Annotated in this window: 19 protein-coding genes; 9 read left to right on the forward strand and 10 right to left on the reverse strand. The window is 72.8% G+C overall.

What is annotated here, in order from left to right; translation table 11 throughout:
* Nucleotides 1-203 precede the first annotated feature (203 nt).
* Nucleotides 204-884 carry a response regulator transcription factor gene (locus tag ACFWV2_RS06050; RefSeq protein ID WP_015035162.1) on the reverse strand — a complete coding sequence of 227 codons (681 nt, stop codon included), beginning with the start codon at nucleotides 882-884 and terminating at the stop codon, nucleotides 204-206.
* Entirely contained in the window at nucleotides 881-2,110 is a 1,230-nt protein-coding gene (locus tag ACFWV2_RS06055; RefSeq protein ID WP_384402278.1) for a sensor histidine kinase, read from the reverse strand. The genes ACFWV2_RS06050 and ACFWV2_RS06055 overlap by 4 nt, the downstream gene beginning before the upstream one ends.
* A 266-nt stretch (nucleotides 2,111-2,376) precedes the next feature.
* Here ACFWV2_RS06055 and phoU point away from each other — a divergent pair, with 266 nt between their 5' ends.
* On the forward strand, nucleotides 2,377-3,057 hold the full coding sequence (gene phoU, locus ACFWV2_RS06060; protein WP_073819993.1) for a phosphate signaling complex protein PhoU: 681 nt from the start codon (nucleotides 2,377-2,379) through the stop codon (nucleotides 3,055-3,057).
* 111 nt (nucleotides 3,058-3,168) lie between these two features.
* Nucleotides 3,169-3,324, forward strand: a complete 156-nt coding sequence (locus ACFWV2_RS06065; protein ID WP_360794238.1) for a hypothetical protein — start codon at nucleotides 3,169-3,171, stop codon at nucleotides 3,322-3,324.
* A gap of 190 nt (nucleotides 3,325-3,514) precedes the next feature.
* On the opposite strand, the gene ACFWV2_RS06070 is transcribed toward ACFWV2_RS06065, so the two are convergent.
* Both ACFWV2_RS06070 and ACFWV2_RS06075 read right to left on the reverse strand, forming a co-directional pair.
* Entirely contained in the window at nucleotides 3,515-4,003 is a 489-nt protein-coding gene (locus tag ACFWV2_RS06070; protein ID WP_384402282.1) for a GNAT family N-acetyltransferase, read from the reverse strand.
* 134 nt (nucleotides 4,004-4,137) lie between these two features.
* The gene (locus ACFWV2_RS06075) at nucleotides 4,138-4,896 is read right to left on the reverse strand and encodes a phosphoglyceromutase (RefSeq protein ID WP_384402285.1); all 759 of its coding nucleotides are present in this window, start codon (nucleotides 4,894-4,896) and stop codon (nucleotides 4,138-4,140) included.
* A 125-nt stretch (nucleotides 4,897-5,021) separates the two neighbouring features.
* Here ACFWV2_RS06075 and ACFWV2_RS06080 point away from each other — a divergent pair, with 125 nt between their 5' ends.
* Complete coding sequence (locus ACFWV2_RS06080; protein ID WP_384402288.1) at nucleotides 5,022-6,380, forward strand: MDR family MFS transporter; 1,359 nt, start codon at nucleotides 5,022-5,024, stop codon at nucleotides 6,378-6,380.
* A gap of 38 nt (nucleotides 6,381-6,418) precedes the next feature.
* Here the strand turns inward: ACFWV2_RS06080 and ACFWV2_RS06085 are convergent, their stop codons facing one another.
* Together ACFWV2_RS06085 and mshA are read right to left on the reverse strand one after the other, a co-directional pair.
* Nucleotides 6,419-6,934 (reverse strand): YbjN domain-containing protein, encoded by a 516-nt coding sequence (locus ACFWV2_RS06085; RefSeq protein ID WP_384402291.1) that lies wholly within the window; start codon nucleotides 6,932-6,934, stop codon nucleotides 6,419-6,421.
* On the reverse strand, nucleotides 6,927-8,294 hold the full coding sequence (mshA, locus tag ACFWV2_RS06090) for a D-inositol-3-phosphate glycosyltransferase (RefSeq protein WP_384402294.1): 1,368 nt from the start codon (nucleotides 8,292-8,294) through the stop codon (nucleotides 6,927-6,929). Before mshA ends, ACFWV2_RS06085 begins: the two co-directional genes overlap by 8 nt.
* 444 nt (nucleotides 8,295-8,738) lie before the next feature.
* On the opposite strand from mshA, the gene ACFWV2_RS06095 reads away from it, so the two are divergent.
* The 3 genes from ACFWV2_RS06095 (at nucleotide 8,739) to ACFWV2_RS06105 (ending at nucleotide 12,595) form a co-directional block, all read left to right on the forward strand.
* Nucleotides 8,739-9,533: a class I SAM-dependent methyltransferase gene (locus ACFWV2_RS06095; RefSeq protein WP_384402297.1), complete on the forward strand. Its 795-nt coding sequence runs from the start codon at nucleotides 8,739-8,741 to the stop codon at nucleotides 9,531-9,533.
* A 243-nt stretch (nucleotides 9,534-9,776) separates the two neighbouring features.
* Nucleotides 9,777-10,826, forward strand: a complete 1,050-nt coding sequence (locus ACFWV2_RS06100) for an NlpC/P60 family protein (protein WP_384402300.1) — start codon at nucleotides 9,777-9,779, stop codon at nucleotides 10,824-10,826.
* Between the two features lie 536 nt (nucleotides 10,827-11,362).
* Nucleotides 11,363-12,595, forward strand: coding sequence for a PP2C family protein-serine/threonine phosphatase (locus ACFWV2_RS06105; protein ID WP_384402303.1), 1,233 nt, complete (start codon nucleotides 11,363-11,365; stop codon nucleotides 12,593-12,595).
* Nucleotides 12,596-12,639: 44 nt separating this feature from the next.
* On the opposite strand, the gene ACFWV2_RS06110 is transcribed toward ACFWV2_RS06105, so the two are convergent.
* The 3 genes from ACFWV2_RS06110 to ACFWV2_RS06120 all read right to left on the reverse strand — a co-directional run bounded on the left by ACFWV2_RS06110 (nucleotide 12,640) and on the right by ACFWV2_RS06120 (nucleotide 14,221).
* Nucleotides 12,640-12,987 carry a DUF2516 family protein gene (locus ACFWV2_RS06110; RefSeq protein ID WP_360794220.1) on the reverse strand — a complete coding sequence of 116 codons (348 nt, stop codon included), beginning with the start codon at nucleotides 12,985-12,987 and terminating at the stop codon, nucleotides 12,640-12,642.
* Between the two features lie 89 nt (nucleotides 12,988-13,076).
* Nucleotides 13,077-13,670 (reverse strand): hypothetical protein, encoded by a 594-nt coding sequence (locus ACFWV2_RS06115; RefSeq protein WP_384402307.1) that lies wholly within the window; start codon nucleotides 13,668-13,670, stop codon nucleotides 13,077-13,079.
* A 35-nt stretch (nucleotides 13,671-13,705) separates the two neighbouring features.
* Nucleotides 13,706-14,221: a helix-turn-helix domain-containing protein gene (locus tag ACFWV2_RS06120; RefSeq protein WP_384402310.1), complete on the reverse strand. Its 516-nt coding sequence runs from the start codon at nucleotides 14,219-14,221 to the stop codon at nucleotides 13,706-13,708.
* A gap of 374 nt (nucleotides 14,222-14,595) precedes the next feature.
* Between ACFWV2_RS06120 and ACFWV2_RS06125 the strand changes: the two genes are divergently transcribed.
* A complete protein-coding gene (locus ACFWV2_RS06125; RefSeq protein ID WP_384402511.1) occupies nucleotides 14,596-15,072 on the forward strand; it encodes a DinB family protein in 477 nt (158 codons plus the stop codon).
* Between the two features lie 155 nt (nucleotides 15,073-15,227).
* On the forward strand, nucleotides 15,228-15,713 hold the full coding sequence (locus ACFWV2_RS06130; RefSeq protein WP_384402313.1) for a MarR family winged helix-turn-helix transcriptional regulator: 486 nt from the start codon (nucleotides 15,228-15,230) through the stop codon (nucleotides 15,711-15,713).
* Here the strand turns inward: ACFWV2_RS06130 and ACFWV2_RS06135 are convergent.
* Nucleotides 15,710-17,374 (reverse strand): serine/threonine-protein kinase, encoded by a 1,665-nt coding sequence (locus ACFWV2_RS06135; RefSeq protein ID WP_384402316.1) that lies wholly within the window; start codon nucleotides 17,372-17,374, stop codon nucleotides 15,710-15,712. The genes ACFWV2_RS06130 and ACFWV2_RS06135 overlap by 4 nt on opposite strands.
* Before the next feature lie 148 nt (nucleotides 17,375-17,522).
* Here ACFWV2_RS06135 and ACFWV2_RS06140 point away from each other — a divergent pair, with 148 nt between their 5' ends.
* Nucleotides 17,523-19,001 (forward strand): MFS transporter, encoded by a 1,479-nt coding sequence (locus ACFWV2_RS06140; protein WP_384402319.1) that lies wholly within the window; start codon nucleotides 17,523-17,525, stop codon nucleotides 18,999-19,001.
* Nucleotides 19,002-19,033: the final 32 nt, after the last annotated feature.

Below are 19,033 nucleotides of genomic sequence, written 5' to 3' on the forward strand. Positions count from 1 at the left end.
TCACGGCCCCTCGGGGCCGGGCCGGGTCTACCGCTCGAACTTGTAGCCCAGGCCCCGGACCGTGACCAGGTAGCGCGGGGCGCCCGGGTCCGGTTCGAGCCCCTCCCCCGCGTGCGCCCCTCGCGCCGCTCGGCCCCGGAGGGCCTCCCGGGCTTCGGGACGCTGTGCCGGACTCCGTCCGGCCCCCCGGGGCCGGGCCGGGTCTACGGCTCGAACTTGTAGCCCAGGCCCCGGACCGTGACCAGGTAGCGCGGGGCGCCCGGGTCCGGTTCGATCTTGGCGCGGAGGCGCTTGACGTGGACGTCGAGGGTCTTGGTGTCGCCGACGTAGTCCGCGCCCCACACCCGGTCGATGAGCTGCATGCGGGTCAGCACACGACCCGCGTTGCGCAGGAGCATCTCCAGGAGGTCGAACTCCTTCAGCGGCAGGTCGACCTTCCCGCCCGCGACCGTCACCACGTGGCGGTCGACGTCCATGCGGACCGGGCCGGCCTCCAGCGCCGCGGGGGTGACCTCCTCCGGCTCACCCCGGCGGCGCAGGACCGCGCGGATGCGGGCGACCAGCTCCCGCGAGGAGAAGGGCTTCGTGACGTAGTCGTCGGCTCCTATCTCCAGCCCGACGACCTTGTCGATCTCGCTGTCCTTGGCGGTCACCATGATCACCGGGACGTTCGAGCGGCCGCGCAGCTGCCGGCACACCTCGGTGCCGGGCAGCCCCGGGAGCATCAGGTCGAGGAGCACCAGATCGGCGCCGTTGCGCTCGAACTCGTCGAGACCGTCGGGCCCGGTCGCCGCCACGGCGACCTCGAAGCCTTCCTTGCGAAGCATGTAGGACAGGGCGTCGCTGAAGGATTCCTCATCCTCGACGACGAGCACTCGGGTCACGGAAGGACCTCCGGGGCAGGAAGCGGTTCGGTCATGAGATCAGGGGTGGAGGACGAGACAGGCCGGCGGTCCCGTACGTTGCCCGCCTCTGGCAGTCGCAGGGTGAAGGTGGAGCCCTGACCCTCGGTGCTCCAGACGGTGACCTCCCCGCCGTGGGAGGCGGCCACGTGCTTGACGATGGCGAGGCCGAGTCCCGTGCCGCCGGTGGCACGGGAGCGGGCCGGGTCGACCCGGTAGAAGCGCTCGAAGATCCGCTCGCGGTCCTTCTCGGAGATGCCGATGCCCTGGTCGGTCACGGCTATCTCGATCAGGTCGCCGCCGGGCGCCGCGATGGTGCGGGCGGCGATGCCCACCCTCGTACGGGCCGGTGAGTAGTTGACGGCGTTCTCCACGAGGTTGCCGAGGGCGGCGGCGAGCTGGCCGCGGCTGCCCCAGACGTACAGGTCGGCGGCGCCGCCGGAGACCATGGTGATCTGCTTGGTGGAGGCGGTGTGCCGGGAGCGGTCGATCGCCTCGGCGACGAGTTCGTCCACGGACACCGGCTCGGAGTCTTCGAGCGGGTCGTCGTTCTGCACGCGGGAGAGGTCGATCAGCTCCTGTACGAGGTTGGTGAGGCGGGTCGCCTCTATCTGCATCCGGCCGGCGAAGCGGGTGACCGCCTCGGGGTCGTCCGACGCGTCCATGACCGCCTCGGAGAGCAGGGAGAGCGCGCCCGTGGGCGTCTTGAGCTCATGGCTCACATTGGCGACGAAGTCCCGTCGTACCGCTTCGATACGGCGGGCCTCGGTGAGGTCCTCTACCAGGAGCAGCACCAGCCGCGAGCCCAGCGGGGCGACCCGGGCGGAGACGGCGAGGGCCTCCCCGCGTCCGCTGCCGCGCCGCGCCAGGTCCAGCTCGACCTGGCGTATCTCCCCGTCCCGGCGCGTGTCGCGGGCCATGTTGAGCATGGGCTCGATGGCCAGCTTGCCGCCCCGGACCAGGCCGAGGGCGTACGCCGCCGAGCTGGCCTTCACCACGGAGTCGCTCTCGTCGAGGACGACCGCGGAGGAGCGCAGCACGGACAGCACGGTGTCGACACCGGGCGGGAGCACGGCGTCGGTGTGCAGGGAGGTACGGGTGGGTCTCGCCTGGTCGCGCTCGCTCCAGCGGAACGCCAGCATGGCGATCACGCCGGTGCACACGCCGGCGATCGCGGCCAATGCGGCGACTGCCGCGTTCACGTCCATGCCAACCAGGTTATGCGGGCGGAGGGACACTCTCCCAGCCGTCCGAGTGGCTGCTCGAACACTCGTCGCTCAGAGTTCACTGTGTAGACGGGGCCGGTTCATTTGCCCCGGACCGGACGGTGGCGCGTGTAGCCCAGAGTTCACCTGGGGGAAAGTGCCGGTTCATGTGTGGGGGTGGAACCGGACGCGTAGGGAGCCGAACGTGGGAGCGTGGGGGTTCCGAGCCCCACCCGGACCCCGGAGCTTTGCGTAGAGAGGGACAGCCCATGCGGGACGCGTACCACGAGGAACTGGACTCGATCGGCGAGAGCCTGGTCGAGATGGCCCGACTTGTCGGGTCTGCCGTCGGGCGCGCCACGACGGCGATGCTCGACGCGGATCTGAAGCTCGCGGAGAGCGTGATCGCGGCGGACCAGAAGGTCGACGACCTGCAGCACGACCTGGAGGCGCGCGCGATCGCGCTGCTCGCGCGGCAGCAGCCGGTCGCGACGGATCTGCGGATAGTGGTGACCTCGCTGCGGATGAGCGCCGACCTGGAGCGCTCGGGTGACCTGGCGCAGCACGTGGCGAAGCTGGCGCGGCTGCGGTTCCCGGACTCTGCGGTGCCGCGTGACCTGCACGCGACCATCCTGGAGATGGGGCAGCTGGCGCAGCGCCTGATGGCGAAGGCGGCGGAGGTCATCATCACGAAGGACGTCGACCTGGCGCTCCAGCTGGAGCAGGACGACGACGAGATGGACCTGCTGCACCGGACGCTGTTCCAGCACCTGATCGACGACCGGTGGAAGCACGGCATCGAGACGGCAGTGGACGTGACGCTGCTCGGCCGGTACTACGAGCGGTTCGCCGACCACGCGGTGTCGGTGGCGAAGCGGGTCGTGTACCTGGTGACGGGTGAGCACGCGGACGAGCTGCAGGCGTCGGACGCGCCGGTGGAGGGCGCGTAGTCCTGGCGCGGGCCGGTCGGGCGGCGTGGGCGCCGATGCGCCGTTGATGCGCCGGTCCGACTGGGCATGCAATGGGGGGAGGCGACGCACGCCTCGAAAGGGAGGGACCCTATGGCCGAATCCCCGATGACGACGACCGACTCCGACGCGGAGGCGCCGCGCGAGGCGGTGTTCCTGCCGCTGCTCGGCGCCTGCGGCTGCGGTTCGGGCTGCGGCTGCGGCTGCCAGTCGGGCGCGCCCTGCCAGTGCGGGGGCTTCACGGGCTGACGGGCGAGGGTGGGGGGGGGGGGGGGGGCTGGTTTGGGGCCCGCCCCCCCCGCGGCCCGCGCTGGGCGGTGAGGGGTCGGCAGAGGGGGGCGGGTGGGGGGGCTCTTCTGGGGCGCCGGGGGGGGGGGGGGGGGGGGGGGGGGGAGGGTTCCGCACCCCGCCCCCCACTCCCCCCTGCTTCCCCTACGTCTCAGACATCTAGGACGTCGAGTACGCCGACGGTCTGGCCGCCGCTGACCTCGCCGGTCGTACGGAAGCCGAGCCGGCGGTAGAAGGCGCCGGGTCCGTTCCCGCCCGGCTCCCACGTCACGTACATCCGCTGTGTTCCGCGCCGCCGGAGCTCGTCGCGTACGGCCTCGACGGCGAACCGGCCGTACCCCTTGCCCTGGGCGTCGGCGGAGATGTTGAGGCGCCACAGTCCGCTGCGGCGGTCGGCGGGGTCCTTCTCCTCGTCCCAGGGGAGGTCGATGAAGGCCATCAGGAAGCCGACGAGCTCGTCGCCGTCGAAGACGAGGCGCGGCCAGGCTCCCTCCCCGAAGGCGTACGCCTGGGCGAGGGACCGCACGACGGGGGCGACGTCGCGCTCCTGGTGGGGGTGGACGCGCAGGGCGACGGCGGCGTCGACGTTGGCGGGGGTGACCTGCTCCAGGCGCAGCGAGGGGTTTCGGGGGGTGCTCATGGCCTGGACGGTAACGACTCCGCGGGACGGTCGCCGCAGGTTGTCGGACCGGGCCCGGGGGCCTGCCCCGGCACGACACGAGGCCCCCACCGGCGGGGACTGCCGCGGGTGGGGGCCTTGAGGGTGCGTCAGGGCTACTTCTTGCCCTGGTTCTTCACGGCCTCGATGGCCGCGGCGGCCGCGTCCGGGTCGAGGTAGGTGCCGCCCGGGTTGAGGGGCTTGAAGTTCTCGTCGAGCTCGTAGGACAGGGGGATGCCCGTCGGGATGTTGAGGCCCGCGATGTCCGCGTCCGAGACGCCGTCGAGGTGCTTGACCAGGGCACGGAGGCTGTTGCCGTGGGCGGCGACCAGGACCGTGCGGCCGGTGAGGAGGTCGGGGACGATCGCGTCGTACCAGTAGGGGAGCATCCGCTCGACGACGTCCTTGAGGCACTCGGTGCGCGGGCGCAGCTCCGGGGGGATCGTCGCGTAACGGGCGTCGCGCGCCTGCGAGTACTCGTTGTCGTCGGACAGCACCGGCGGCGGGGTGTCGTACGAGCGGCGCCACAGCATGAACTGCTCCTCGCCGAACTCGGCGAGCGTCTGGGCCTTGTCCTTGCCCTGGAGGGCGCCGTAGTGGCGCTCGTTGAGGCGCCAGGAGCGGTGGACCGGGATCCAGTGGCGGTCCGCGGACTCCAGCGCGAGCTGCGCCGTGCGGATGGCGCGCTTCTGGAGGGAGGTGTGGAGCACGTCGGGCAGCAGGCCGGCGTCCTTGAGCAGCTCGCCGCCGCGCGTCGCCTCCTTCTCGCCCTTGGCGGTGAGGTTCACGTCCACCCAACCGGTGAACAGATTCTTCTCGTTCCACTCGCTCTCGCCGTGGCGGAGGAGGATCAGCTTGTACGGTGCGTCGGCCATGCGGACGAGCCTAATCGACCTCTGACGATTGACGCGCGTCGTCAATCGGCTGGCGTCCGACGGGTGAGATGCGTAAGTTACGGAAGCCGGAAGCAGGGCTTACGTACAGCAGGGGGCGGCCTCACATGTCCATCGACTCGCTCAGACGATCGGCGGGGGCGACGGTCTCCGGACTCCCCCAGGGCTTCTGGTGGCTCTGGCTGTCGACCCTGGTCAACAGGACGGGCGCTTTCGTCCTCACCTTCCTCTCGCTCTACCTGACGGTGGAGCTCGGGCACTCCGCCTGGTTCGCCGGGCTCGTCGTCGCCCTCCACGGCCTCGGCGGCGTCGCCGGTTCGCCGCTCGGCGGCGCGCTCACCGACCGCTGGGGCCGGCGCCCCACCATGGTCACCATGCACCTCGGCGCCGCCGCCTGCGCCGCCGCCCTCGCCGTCGTGACCAGCGCCTGGGCCATCGCCGTCGTCGTCCTCCTCATGGGCGTCGCCATGCAGGCCGTCCGCCCCTCCATCAACGCCACCATCGCCGACATGGTGCCCGCCCACGACGTGCGCCGGGCCTACGCCCTCAACTACTGGGCCCTCAACCTCGGCTTCGCCATCGCCTCCATCGGCGGCGGCGCCGCCATCTTCCTCGGCTACCGCACCCTCTTCGTCGTCGACGCCGTCGCCACCGTCCTGTGCGCCGTCATCGTCTTCCTGCGGCTCCCCGAGACCCGGCCCGAGGCGCGCGTCGACACGGCGGGCGAGCCCGTCGTCGAGGCCGAGGTCAGCATGCTCACCGTGCTGCGCGACGCCCCCTTCCGCACCCTCGTCCTGCTCAACCTGCTCGTCTGCGTCGTCTTCACCGCCCCCTGGATCGGCCTGCCCCTCACCATGGCGGGCCAGGGCCTCTCCCCCTCCTCCTACGGCGTCGTCATCGCCGTCAACGGCATCGTGATCGTCGGCTTCCAGTTGCTCGTCAACAGGCTGACCGAGAAGCACTCACCGGTCCTCCTGCTGAGCCTCTCCTCCCTCCTCTTCGCCGTCGGCACCGGCGCCACCGCCCTCGCCGGCTCCTCCGTGGCCTTCGCCGTGACCGTGGTCGTCTGGACCGTCGGCGAGATGATCCACGTCCCGACGAACGCCGCCGCCACCGCGCGCCTCGCCCCCGAGCACGCCCGGGGCCGCTACCAGGGCGTGATGGGCATGTCCTGGGCCGTCGCCGGTTTCGTCGCCCCCATCGCGGCCGGTGCGATCGTCGACGGCCCCGGCCCCGGCGTCCTGTGGGCGGCGACGGCCGCGATCGGCGTCCTCGCCGCCGTCGGCTACCTCACCCGCCTGCGCACCGCCCTCACGGACGACGCCCACGCCGCCGACGACTCCTACGACGGGGACGACCCCTACGACGCGGACGACTCCTGCGACGCGGACAAGGCGGGCGGCATCGACCCGGCGGTGGCCGCTCCCACCGTCACCCCGAAGGACCAGGACCCCGTCAACGTCTGAACTCCCGCCGCGCCTCGTACCGGTACGGCGGTGATCGGTCAGTCGGCGGGCCCGCCGCTGTCGGACTTCCGGGTCAGGCTCTTGAACGCGTCGAGGTTCCGGGTCGACTCGCCGCGCGAGACCCGCCACTCGTACTCGCGGCGGATCGCCGACGCGAACCCGAGCTCCAGGAGCGTGTTGAAGTCGCCGTCCGCGGCTTCGAGGACCGAGCCGAGCAGCCGGTCCAGTTCCTCGGGCGTGACGGCCGACAACGGCAGCTTGCCGGCCAGATAGACGTCACCGAGGCCGTCGACCGCGTAACTCACCCCGTACAGCTTGAGGTTGCGTTCGAGGAGCCAGCGGTGGACGCCCGCCTCGTTCTCGTCGGGGTGGCGGATGACGAAGGCGTTGAGCGAGAGCGAGTGACGGCCCGCGCGCAGCGACAGCGTCGTGAACAGTTTGCGCGTGCCGGGGAGTTTGACCACGTACGAGCCCGGTTCCGGGGACTCCCACTCCAGTTCCGCGTCCTTGAACGTGTCCTCGACGATCCGCCGGACGTCCTCAGCCTCAGCCATGGTGGGAGCGTACGCGACGGCGGTTCTCGAGCAGCCGATGATCGTGCATGGCCGCCGTGTACACGTCCGCCGTCCCCGACGCGGCCGTGTCCCAGCCGAAGGAGCCGGCGTGCCGGGCAGCCGCCGCGCCCATCCGGTCCGACAGGGACGGGTCCGCCACGAACCGGCCCAGCGCGCGGGCGTAGTCCGCCGGATCGTGCCCCCGCACGAGGAAGCCGGTCACGTCGTCCCGTACGGCGACGGGCAGGCCGCCGACCGCCGCCGCGACGACCGGGGTGCCGGCCGCCTGCGCCTCGATCGCCACCAGGCCGAAGGACTCGCTGTACGAGGGCATGACGAGGACGCTCGCCGCGCGGAACCAGTCGGCGAGCCGGTCCTGGCCCACCGGCGGGTGGAAGCGCACGAGGTCCGCGATGCCGAGCCGGGCGGCCAGCTTGTGCAGCCCCTCCGGCTTCGCGAGGCCGCTGCCGCTCGGCCCGCCGACCACCGGCACGATCATGCGCGAGCGCAGCGAGGGGTCCTGCTCCAGGAGCACCGCGGCGGCCCGCAGCAGGATGTCCGGGGCCTTCAGCGGCTGTATGCGGCCGGCGAAGACCGGGATGAAGGCGTCCTGCGGCAGCCCGAGCCGGGCCCGCGCGGCGGCGCGGCCGTCGGCGGGGCGGAAGTGGTCGAGGTTGACGCCGGGGTGCACGACCGCGATCTTGCCGGGGTCGGCCTCGTAGAAGCGGGCCAGCTCGGTGGCCTCCTCGGCCGTGTTCGCGATCAGCCGGTCGGCCGCGGAGACGATCTGCGTCTCGCCGATCACCCGGGCCGCGGGCTCGGGCGTGTCGCCCTCGGCGAGCGCCGCGTTCTTGACCTTCGCCATGGTGTGCATGGCGTGGACGAGCGGCACGCCCCAGCGCTCGGCGGCGAGCCAGCCGACGTGTCCGGAGAGCCAGTAGTGGGAGTGGACGAGGTCGTAGTGCCCCGGGCGGTGGCCCGCCCACGCCCGCATCACGCCGTGCGTGAAGGCGCAGAGCTGGGCCGGCAGCTCCTCCTTGGCCAGACCCTCGTACGGGCCGGCGTCCACATGCCGTACGAGCACGCCGGGGGTCAGCTCCACGACCGGGGGGAGTCCGCCCGTCGTGGCCCGGGTGAAGATCTCCACCTCGATGTCGATGGCGGCGAGACGTTTCGCCAGCTCGACGATGTAGACGTTCATGCCACCCGCGTCCCCGGTGCCCGGCTGGTGCAGCGGCGAGGTGTGGACGCTGAGCATGGCCACGCGGCGGGGGGTCCGGTTCCGGCCGGGGAGCCGGAGCCTGGATGGTGCCGGGTGCCGGTGCCGGGTACCGGCGAACCGGGACACGTACTGGCTCACGTCGGCGGTCCTTCCGCTGGGGGGCCTGGGTCGGGCATGGCACGCCGGAGGGCGCGGTCCGTCCTTCAGCCGCCACAACACCGGAATGACACCTTTCATTTCCGGTGGGTGGGGCGCTTTGCCAATTCATTACCGGCGGGGGCTCGGGGCTAGGCGACCGCGGGGCAGGGGCCGACCGCCCCGGGCCTCGGCCTCGCGCCGGGCGCCCCCGCCCGGGGCAAGCCGCCCCGGGCCCCGGGTGCCGGGTCGGCGCCCCGCGCCAGGCAAGCCGCCCCAGCCCCAGCCCCGCAGTCGGCACCCCCGCGCAGGGGCACCCCACGCCCCCGGCCTCACCGTCGGCGCCCCCCGCGCAGGGCAGCCGCCCCGGGCCCCGGCGTCAGCGCCCCGCGCGCCGCCCCCGCCCTCCCCGTCGGCGCCCCCCGCGGCCTCCTCTACGCTCATGGCATGGCCCCGCGCACCACCCGCCCCGTCGGCACCCCGACCCGTGGGACCACCAACCCCAACCGGCTGCGCCGCATGGACCGCTGGATCGCCGCCGTCCACGGCCCGGCCCTGCGCCGCTCCCCCGAGCCGCCCGTCGCCGTGGACCTCGGGTACGGGGCAGCCCCCTGGACCGCCGTCGAACTTCTCGCCCGGCTGCGCACCGCCGACCCCCGCACCCGTCTGTACGGCATCGAGATCGAACCCGCCCGCGTCGAGGCCGCGAAGCCGTACGAGCACGAGGGCCTCTCCTTCCTGCACGGCGGCTTCGAGGTGCCGGTGCCCGGCCAGGTGTCCCTGATCCGGGCGGCGAACGTGCTGCGCCAGTACGACGAGGAGCAGGTCGCGGCCGTGTGGCGGCGGCTGTGCGAGCGGCTGGCACCCGGCGGGCTGCTCGTGGAGGGCACCTGCGACGAGATCGGTCGCCGCCACGTGTGGGTGGCGCTCGACCGGAGCGGGCCGCGCACGGTGACCTTCGCGACCCGGCTCGGTTCGCTGGACCGCCCGTCGGACCTGGCGGAGCGCCTGCCGAAGGCGCTGATCCACCGCAACGTGCCGGGCGAGCCGGTGCACGCGTTCCTGCGGGACTTCGACCGGGCGTGGGCGGCGGCCGCCCCGTACGCCTCGCTCGGCGCGCGGCAGCGGTGGATCCGCTCCGTCCGCGACCTGGCGGCGGACTGGCCGCTGACGGACGGTCCCCGGCGGTGGCGTCAGGGCGAGGTGACGGTGCGGTGGGAGGCGCTGGCGCCTCGGGAGTGAGGGCCGGCGGCTCGGGTGACCAAGGCCACGGGGTGGCGCGGTTTCGGAGGGCCTTTCCCCAACTCCCGCTGAATTTCCGTTCCACCGGGAACGCCCCGCCCGCCTCACCCGTCCCAGGGAGGGGGAGCAGGCCCAAGGGGCCCGGTTTCCCCTGTTACTTTCCGGTCTCGCATGGCACTATCGCCATCGCCGCCATCACGTTACTGACGGTAAATCAGATGTGGCCGTCCAAAGGGGGAGCCAGTGAACCGACGCCGCCACGCCACCGCCGCGATCACCATGATCTGCGCCTTGACCGTGCTGGCCTCTCCGGCACTGACCCTCCAGGCCGCCGCCGCGCCCCTCCCCCCTCCGCCGCCGAAGAAGAACCTGGAGCAGGTACGCCAGGAGATCGACGCCCTGTACCGGCAGGCCGCCGTCGCCACCGACGCGTACAACCTCGCGGAGGAGAGGACCGAGGAGCAGTCCGCCGAGATCGTCCGTGTCGCCCGGATGATCTCGGAGGCCCGCGCGAAGATCGAGGCGCTCAAGGCCAGGGCCGGCGCGTCCGCCCGTGCCCAGTACCGCAACGGCGGGCTTCCCGACGGCGCGCAGCTCGTCCTCACCGACGACCCGCAGCTCTTCCTCGACGCGGCGGGACGGCTCAAGGCCGGAGCGAAGGCCACCACCGACCTCCTCGGCGAGATGAACCGCACCCAGGCCCAGTTGGACGTCTACGCCGAGGACGCGGGCACCAACTGGACCAAGCTTGAGGCCCACCGCATCCGGCAGGCCCAGGCGAAGAAGCAGATCAACGAAAAGATCGCCGCCGCGAAGAAGCTGGAGTCCGAACTCGCCGCCGAGGAGCGGGAGCGGCTGCGGCACCTTGAGGAGCAGGAGCGGCAGCGGGCCCAGACGACCTGGCTCGACACCGGCGTCCTCACCGGCCTGAAGGCCGACGCGACGCCGGCCGCCGCGAAGGCGATCGCGTTCGCGACGGCGCAGATCGGCAAGCCGTACGTGTGGGGGGCGGAGGGACCGGGCTCGTACGACTGCTCGGGGCTGACCCAGAGCGCCTGGGGCGCGGCCGGCCGGCCGATTCCGCGCACCTCGCAGGAGCAGTGGCGCCTGCTGCCGCGCGTGGCCGTGGAGGACATGCAGCCGGGTGACCTGATCGTCTACTTCGCGGACGCGAGCCACATCGGGATGTATGTCGGGAACGGCACGATGGTGCACGCCCCCCGCCCGGGACGGGACGTGACGCTGGCGGGAGCGGGATCGATGGAGATACTGGGAGTCGTACGCCCGGCCTGAACCGAAGCGGACCGGGCGCCTGCGACCCGAGGCGACCCGAGGCGACCCGTGGTGAGCGTGCGGCGCCCCAGGCGACCGGTGGCGACCGTGTGACACCCGAGGCGCCCGCGTGGCGACCAACGGCGACCGCTGGCGACCGGGGAGGCGACCGGTGGCGACCGCGCGGCGCCCCCACGCGACCGCATGGCGCCCCGGAGGCAACGACCGGGGCGTTCGGAAGGCGACCCCGTGGCCCTCACGGACGGCGGACCGCCGCCCCCGCGTGACCTTTCTCATTGCCGCCGGGGCCCTCCCGCGCGGCGTACGGCGGCAAGTACCTCCCCTTCCGCGGCATATGCCAATCTCGCCACGGGCGCTCGCCACCTGATCACCATTCCGCTGCGCACCGCCCTACCGCTAGGGTCCGGGACGGGCGGGACGCCACCCGGCGCCCCGCGCAGTCTCGGGGGGAGAGAAGGAAGACCGGACCGATGCCCGTATCGCTACCGCGTCAGAGAATCGTCTCTGCAGCTGCGGGACCCGGCGAGGCCACTCCCATGGACGCCACCGCTATGACAGGCACAGTCACAGGCACCGACCGCACCGATCTCACTCTCCTGGTCGTCGAGGACGACCCGGCGGGTGCCCTCGCCGTACCCCGGCTCCTCGACGCGGCCGACGCCTTCGGCACCCGGGTCCGCATCCGTACCGCCCGCAACCTCACCGAGGCCGAGCGGCTCCTCACCGACGACGTCCACTGCGTCCTCGTCGACCTCTCCCTGCCCGGCCCCCGCGCCGCGGGCGACGACCCGCTCGCCCCGCTCCGGCACATCCTGCGCCTCGCCCCGCGCCACGCCGTCCTCGCCCTCGCGGCCTCCGCCGACGCGGAGCTGGCGGCCGAAGCGGTACGAGTCGGGGCCCAGGACCACCTCTTCCGCGAGGAACTCGACGGGCGGCTGCTCAGCCGCGCCATCCGGTACGCCGTGGAGCGCAAGCGGGCCGACGCCGTCCAGGTGAAGCTGGCCGAGTCGCGGCTGCGGGCCCAGGAGAACGCCCGGCTGGAGCGCGGACTGCTCCCCACGCCCCTCCTGGAGGGCTCCGACCTGCGGTTCGCGGCGCACTACCGGCCCGGCCGCTCCCGCGCCCTGCTCGGCGGCGACTTCTACGACACGGTGCGTACGCCCGACGGCACCGTCCACGCCATGATCGGCGACGTCTGCGGACACGGCCCCGACGAGGCGGCCCTTGGCGTCGAGCTGCGCATCGCGTGGCGGGCCCTGACCTTCGCGGGGCTGTGCGGGGACGAGCTGCTCTCGACGATGCAGCAGGTCCTGGAGCACGAGCGGGAGAGCGACGAGATCTTCGCGACCCTCTGCACCGTCGACATCGCGCCCGACGGACGCCGGGCCGGCATGTGCCTGGCCGGCCACCCGTCACCCCTGATCGCCCGGCAGGGACGGGCGGCACGGCTGCTCCCGTACGAGGACGGCGGCCCGGCCCTCGGTCTGCTGCCGCGCGCCCGCTGGCCACGGCGGCAGGTCGAGCTGGGCGGGGCGTGGAGCCTGCTCATGTACACGGACGGTCTGATCGAGGGCCGCTCGGCGGGGCCCGGCTCGCCGCGCCTCGGTCAGGACGGCATGGTCGGGATGATCAACCGGCAGCTGGCCGCGGGCCTGCGGGGCGAGGAACTCCTGGAGGCGGCGGTCACGGAGGTCCGGTCGCTGAACGGCGGCGAGCTGACGGACGACGTCGCGGTCCTGGCCCTGGAACGGGACAGGACCCGGGGATAGCCCCGGGCCCTGCACCTGCGTTTTCGGCTGGACTTCGGTGGTCGCTACCGACCGCCGTTGTACGGGCCGTACGGTCCGTCGCTGCTGGAGCCGCCGCCCCGGCGGCCGCCGCGGCCTCCGCCGGAGACCTGCGCGAGCGCGGGGCGTACGTCCACCATGAAGACGATGGCGGCGATCACACCGGCGATCTGCAGGAACAGCATCGGCAGCAGCAGGTTCACGACGAGGTTGATGCCCAGGATGATCAGCCAGAACCTCTTCGTCTGCTTCTCGGCGGCACGGTACGCGTCCTCGCGCGCCATGGCGGCGAAGACGAGCGCGGCGACGGCGAAGCCGGTGAAGAGGAGAAAGACCACCAGGGAGAGAAGGGAGTCGAATCCCGCGCGCAACATGCTGAGCACCGCCTAGAGAAGAGGGGAAGAGCGCCTCGCGGTCAAGGTACCCGCTCCGACGCCTTGGATACCCGTATCAGTGCCCGGTCCTACTTCTCCTCGGCGGCGACGGGCGCCTTCTTGGCGGAGGCCTTACGGGTGGCGGGCTTCCTGACGGTCGCCTTCGAGTCCGAGTCGGTGTCGGAGGCGGCGGCGTCCGCGACCGACGCGTCGGCCCTGTGCCCGGCCCTGTCCTCGTCGGCCTTCTCGTCCGGCTCGACGACGACGGCGATCTCGACGATCTCCTCGGCGACCTCGCCCCGCCAGGCCTTCACGGCCTCCTCGCCGTGGGCGGCGACCTCCTCGTACTTCTCCCGGGCCTTGACCGCGTACTCGGCGGCGACGCCGACGCCGCGCATGGCGAGGTCCTGGGCCGTCTCACCGAGCTTCTTGAGGTCGGTGTCGAGACCGCCGACGACATCGGCGAACCTCGACTGCACGGTGGCCTGGGCCTCCTTGGCCTGGGCGGCCACCTTCTCCTGCACGACCTTGGGGTCGGTCTTCCGTACGGCCTCGATCCGGGCGGGGGCCTCGGCGGCGATCTGCTCGATCAGGCCGGGGACCTTCCTGGCCTGCTGCACGGCGAGGTCGGCGGTACCGGCGGCGAAGTAGAGAGGGGTACGCAGTTCGTCGATGATGGGCATGCTGGTGGTCCTCCCGGAGATGACGTACGAGCGAGCTACTTCAGGGGCGTTTCGGCATCGGGCACGTCGGCGGGCGACCCGGGGGCCGCGTCGGCGTCCGGCCCGGGGGCTGCGTCGGCGTGGGTGTCGGCTGCTGCCGCGGCTGCGTGGGCTGCGGCGGCCTCCGCGTCGGCTATCGCGGCAGCGTGTGCTGCGGCGGCTGCCTCGGCGGCGTTCTCCTTGCGGAAGGAGTCGTAGATCTGGAGCAGCACCTGCTTCTGCCGCTCGTTGATCGAGGGATCGGCCAGGATGACGGCGCGCGTCTCCAGCTCGTCCCGCTCCTTCTCGTCGAGGATCCCGGCCCGTACGTAGAGCGTCTCGGCGGAGATCCGCAGGGCCTTCGCGACCTGCTGCAACACCTCGGCGCTCGGCTTCCGCAGCCCGCGCTCGATCTGACTCAGGTACGGATTCGACACCCCGGCGGCGTCGGCGAGCTGCCGCAGGGACAACTGCGCGGTCCTCCGCTGCTCACGGAGGTACTCACCGAGATTGCCGACGTTGAGCGATGCCATGCCCCGACCATGCCAGCCTTTGCTAACTATTGCAAGCAGCCGCTTGCAGGAGTCACCCCTCCCGGGGCCTCCGGCCGCGCCGTGCCACCATGGGGCCGACGCCGAGGGGGAGGCCACGCATGCCGGTGGAACGCGCAGGGCGGGACAAGGACGTGCCGTACGCGGAGCAGGGCGGCGCGGCCGGACGCGAACCCGCGCCGGCCCCGGTCCGCGAGACCGGAGGGGCGGATGTGGTGAGCCCCCGGCGGCGCGCGGAGGTCCTGGACGAGACGGGCGGTGCGGCGGGCCGACGGCGCGCTGAGGTTCTCGACGAGACGGGCGGTGCGGCGGGCCGACGGCGTTTCTCCGGGCCCGCGACCGGGGGCGAGCGGGAGATGCTCGTCGGGTTCCTGGCGGACCAGCGCGCGACCCTGGTCCTGAAGTGCGCGGACCTGGAGGGGGTGCGGGCGGCGGAGTTGGGCCGGCGGGCGGTCGAGCCGTCCACCCTGTCGCTGCTCGGCCTGATCCGGCACCTCACCGACGTCGAACGCCGCTGGTTCGGGCAGGTCCTGGCCGGCCGGGACGACGCCGGTCCGCTCTGGTCCTCCGCCGACGACCCGGACGGCGACTTCGACGGCGCCGCACCGGACCCCGCGAACATCGCGGCCGCCTGGGAGGCCTGGCGTACGGCGGTGGACTTCGCCGACCGCTTCACGGCCGAGGCCCCGGACCTCGACGTCTCTGGCCACGACGGCTGGCGTGGCACGGTGTCCCTCCGCTGGGTCCTGATCCACATGATCGAGGAGTACGCCCGCCACAACGGCCACGCGGACCTCCTCCGCGAACGGATCGACGGCACCCGGGGCCTGTGAGCCCCCACCACGGGGGCGCTCCTCACCCCACCCAGGCGGCGAGCGCCGCGTAGTCCGGGTCGGTGAGCCCGCGCGCGGGATCCCTCGCACCCGCCCACCCATCCGTCCGCTTCCCGATAATCCGTGACGGATCCATTTTCGTTACCCTGGCCGGTATGACTGCCATGGCGCCCACCCGCACCGAGCCCGACCTCTCCTACCTCCTCGACCACACCAGTCACGTCCTGCGGACCCGGATGGCCGCCGAGCTCGGTGCGATCGGGCTCACCCCCCGGATGCACTGCGTCCTCGTCCACGCGCTGGAGGAGGAGCGCACCCAGGCGCAGCTCGCGGAGATCGGCGACATGGACAAGACGACCATGGTGGTCACCGTCGACGCGCTGGAGAAGGCCGGGCTCGCCGAGCGCCGGCCGTCGAGCACCGACCGTCGGGCGCGGATCATCGCCGTGACCGAGGCGGGGGCGAAGGTCGCCCGGGAGAGCCAGAAGATCGTCGACGGCGTCCATCAGGGCGCCCTCTCCTCCCTCCCCGACACCGAGCGGACCGTCCTCCTGCGCGCCCTGAACCAGTTGGTCACCGGGCATCTGGAGACCCCCGTCGAGGGCCCGAGGACGACCCGCCGGGCGCGGCAGCGCGGCTAGGGGGTCCCCGAGGGCGTCCCTGTCGGCGTCCCCGAGGTCCCGATCGGCCTGCGCAGGTCGTCGCGTATCCGGGCGGTCGTCGCCGCCGCCCGTTCGAGTGTGCTGCTCGGGGTGAACGCGACCGCGACGGTGGTGTTGGCGTCACCCCAGCCGCACACGGTCTCCTGCTCCACCGTCGTACAGCGGAACTCGACGTCCGAGCCGGGGACGCGGATCGTTCTGGGCGGTTCGACGACGGTCTCGTCGCCCGTCACCGTCATGGCCCCGATCAGGCCGTCTCGATCCCCCTCCGGATCCTTGTACCGACCGGAAGAGCCGTACACCCGCACCGTCCGGAACAGGGGAGGTGTGTCGTGGACGGTGTCGGTGACGCTGTAGTCGGCGGTGAAGTGCGTGGAATCCCTCTGACTCTCGCTGTCCGGTTGCGGAGCCGGAGGGAGGCGGTACTCGATGTTCCATCCGTACGCGCCCCCCACTATCGACTCGGGAATGACGAGTTCGTGCGTGGCCTTGGGGAAGGATTCGTCCGAGCCCGCGCCCGTGGACGCGTAGATGCCGTAACCCGCGCCCCCGAGCACGATCAGGGCTCCTGCCACCCCCGCGGCGAGGGTTCCCGCGCGCCTCCGCCCCGGCGGCGCCTCCACGAGCCGAGACCCGGCGGACGGCACGGCGGCGACGGTCTCGGCACCGGCGACGTCCCGGTCGATCGGCGCGGCGGCCGACTGGGCGGTCGGCGTGGGCCCGGCGGGGGCGGGTGACGGGTGCGCAGCCGCGTCCGGAACCGTGCCCACCACCACGTCCGGCGCCGTGCCCACCGCCGCGTCCGGAACCGTGCCCACCGCCGCGTCCGGAACCGTGCCTGCCACATCCGGCGCGAAGACGTCCAGCAGTCCCCGGGGCGTCGGCCTGGTCGCCGGGTCCTTGGCCAGACAGGCGGCGACCACCGGCCGCATCGCCCCGGGCAGGGCGGACAGGTCGGGCGGCTCGTGCACCGCCCGGTACATCAGCGCCATCGGGGAGCCCTCCCCGAACGCCTGGCCACCCGCCGCCGCGACCAGCACCGCGCCCAGCGCGAACACATCGGCGGGTCCGCCGACCTCGAGTCCCTGGGCCTGCTCGGGAGCCAGGAAGCCTGGCGTGCCGAAGGCCGCTCCCGTGGAGGTCAGCCGGGTCGACTCCAGCGCCCGGGCGATACCGAAGTCCAGCACTCGCGGGCCGTCGTCGGCCATGATGATGTTGCCCGGCTTGAGGTCCCGGTGGATCAGGCCGCAGGCGTGGATGGCCTGGAGCGCCTCCGCCAGCGCCGCCCCGAGCTGCCGCAGCGGGGCCTCGCCCATCGGGCCCCTGCGCGCGACCAGCCCGGACAGCGTCGGCCCCGCGATGTACGCGGTCGCCAGCCAGGGCGCCGCCGCGTCCGGGTCGGCGTCGACGACCTGTGCCGTATGGAACCCGCCGACCCTGCGGGCAGCTTCGACCTCGGCTCGGAACCGGGCGCGGAAATGCGGGTCCACGGCCAGCTCGGGGCGGGCCACCTTCACGGCCACGGTACGTCCGCCCCGGGACCGCGCCAGGTACACCGTGCCCATGCCGCCCGCACCCAGCTCGCGCTCCACGACGTAGTCGCCGATGCGCTCCGGCAGGTCCACGCCCACGCCGTCCACCCCCAGCCCCTTGCGGCACACCCCCGTTGGAATGCCGTCGAACAGTATGGCCGAGCCTCCCCCACTCCTCGTCCCGTAAAAAATAGTCTGCAACAAAACCATCTGCTAATGTCGCTCTTGTTGCCTCCCTCGAACAGGAGTGACCCCCATGCCCGCGCCCCGCCCCGCTTCTCGCGCCGCTTCCCGCCCCCTCGCCCCCCAGCTCGCCCTCGGCGTTCTCGTCACCGGCATGCTCATGACAATCCTCGACGGCAGCATCGTCACGGTCGCGATGCCCGCCATCCAGAGCGACCTCGGGTTCACCCCCGTCGGCCTCAGCTGGGTCGTCAACGCCTACCTCATCGCCTTCGGTTCGCTCCTCCTCCTCGCCGGCCGCCTCGGGGACCTGATCGGCCGCAAGCGGATGTTCCTCGCGGGCACCGGGGTCTTCACCGCCGCCTCCCTGCTCGCCGGGGTCGCCCCCTCCCCCGGCATCCTCGTCGCCGCCCGCTTCCTCCAGGGCGTCGGCAGCGCGATGTCCTCGGCCGTCGGCCTCGGCATCCTCATCACCCTCTTCACCGTGCCCCGCCAACGGGCCCGCGCCATCGGCGTGTTCAGCTTCACCGGCGCCGCCGGCGCCTCCCTCGGGCAGGTCCTCGGCGGTGTCCTCACCGACGCCCTCGCCTGGAACTGGATCTTCTTCATCAACCTGCCCATCGGCATCGCCACCCTCCTCGTCGCCCTCCGCGCCCTCCCCTCCGACCGGGGTCTGGGGCTGAAGGCGGGCGCCGACGTCATCGGCGCGGCTCTCGTCACCACCGGGCTCATGACCGGGATCTACGCGGTCGTCAAGATCGAGGAGTACGGAGCCGGTTCGGCGCACACCCTCGGCGTCGGGGCCCTCGCTCTCGCCCTCCTGGCCGGGTTCCTCGTCCGTCAGGCCAGGACCGCGAACCCGCTCATGCCCCTGCGGATCCTCCGCTCCCGCGATGTCTCCGGCGCCAACGCCGTCCAGATGCTGATGGTCGCCGCGCTCTTCTCCTTCCAGATCCTCGTCGCCCTGTACCTGCAGAAGGTCCTCGGGTACGGAGCCGCCGAGACCGGCCTCGCGATGCTGCCCGCCGCCGCGATCATCGGAGCCGTCTCGCTCGGCGTCTCGGCCCGCCTGATCGCCCGCTTCGGCGAGCGGAACGTCCTGCTCACCGGCCTCGTCCTGCTCGTCGGCGTCCTCGGTCCGCTGACCCGCGTCCCCGTCCACGCCTCGTACGTCACCGACCTGCTCCCCGTGATGCTGCTCGCCGCCGGCTTCGGCCTGGCGCTCCCCGCCCTCACCTCGCTCGCCATGTCGGGGGCCGAGGAGGCGGACGCGGGCCTCGCCTCCGGCCTCTTCAACACCACCCAGCAGATCGGCATGGCCCTCGGCATCGCCGTCCTCTCCACCCTCGCCGCCACCCGCACCGAGTCCCTCACCGCGGCCGGGCGGCCCGCCGCGGAGGCCCTGACCGGCGGATACCACCTGGCCTTCGGCGTCGGCGCCGGCCTCCTCGTCGCCGCCTTCGCCATCGCCTTCACCGTCCTCCGCCGCCCGACCGGCCCGACACAAGCACCGGAACTGCCGGAGCCCGCGAAGGCCCTGGTCACCCACTGAGGAGCACCACCCGCGAAGGAGTACGCCCCGGA

The sequence above is a fragment of the Streptomyces sp. NPDC058671 genome, from assembly GCF_042716475.1.
Lineage (GTDB): Bacteria > Actinomycetota > Actinomycetes > Streptomycetales > Streptomycetaceae > Streptomyces.

Excerpts from the sequence above, each read along its gene's own strand:
- ACFWV2_RS06055 (WP_384402278.1), bottom strand. The coding sequence starts at position 2,110 with ATGGACGTGAACGCGGCAGTCGCCGCATTGGCCGCGATCGCCGGCGTG.
- phoU (WP_073819993.1), top strand. The coding sequence starts at position 2,377 with ATGCGGGACGCGTACCACGAGGAACTGGACTCGATCGGCGAGAGCCTG.
- ACFWV2_RS06065 (WP_360794238.1), top strand. The coding sequence starts at position 3,169 with ATGGCCGAATCCCCGATGACGACGACCGACTCCGACGCGGAGGCGCCG.
- ACFWV2_RS06070 (WP_384402282.1), bottom strand. The coding sequence starts at position 4,003 with ATGAGCACCCCCCGAAACCCCTCGCTGCGCCTGGAGCAGGTCACCCCC.
- ACFWV2_RS06075 (WP_384402285.1), bottom strand. The coding sequence starts at position 4,896 with ATGGCCGACGCACCGTACAAGCTGATCCTCCTCCGCCACGGCGAGAGC.
- ACFWV2_RS06080 (WP_384402288.1), top strand. The coding sequence starts at position 5,022 with ATGTCCATCGACTCGCTCAGACGATCGGCGGGGGCGACGGTCTCCGGA.
- ACFWV2_RS06085 (WP_384402291.1), bottom strand. The coding sequence starts at position 6,934 with ATGGCTGAGGCTGAGGACGTCCGGCGGATCGTCGAGGACACGTTCAAG.
- ACFWV2_RS06095 (WP_384402297.1), top strand. The coding sequence starts at position 8,739 with ATGGCCCCGCGCACCACCCGCCCCGTCGGCACCCCGACCCGTGGGACC.
- ACFWV2_RS06105 (WP_384402303.1), top strand. The coding sequence starts at position 11,363 with ATGGACGCCACCGCTATGACAGGCACAGTCACAGGCACCGACCGCACC.
- ACFWV2_RS06110 (WP_360794220.1), bottom strand. The coding sequence starts at position 12,987 with ATGTTGCGCGCGGGATTCGACTCCCTTCTCTCCCTGGTGGTCTTTCTC.
- ACFWV2_RS06115 (WP_384402307.1), bottom strand. The coding sequence starts at position 13,670 with ATGCCCATCATCGACGAACTGCGTACCCCTCTCTACTTCGCCGCCGGT.
- ACFWV2_RS06120 (WP_384402310.1), bottom strand. The coding sequence starts at position 14,221 with ATGGCATCGCTCAACGTCGGCAATCTCGGTGAGTACCTCCGTGAGCAG.
- ACFWV2_RS06125 (WP_384402511.1), top strand. The coding sequence starts at position 14,596 with ATGCTCGTCGGGTTCCTGGCGGACCAGCGCGCGACCCTGGTCCTGAAG.
- ACFWV2_RS06130 (WP_384402313.1), top strand. The coding sequence starts at position 15,228 with ATGACTGCCATGGCGCCCACCCGCACCGAGCCCGACCTCTCCTACCTC.
- ACFWV2_RS06140 (WP_384402319.1), top strand. The coding sequence starts at position 17,523 with ATGCCCGCGCCCCGCCCCGCTTCTCGCGCCGCTTCCCGCCCCCTCGCC.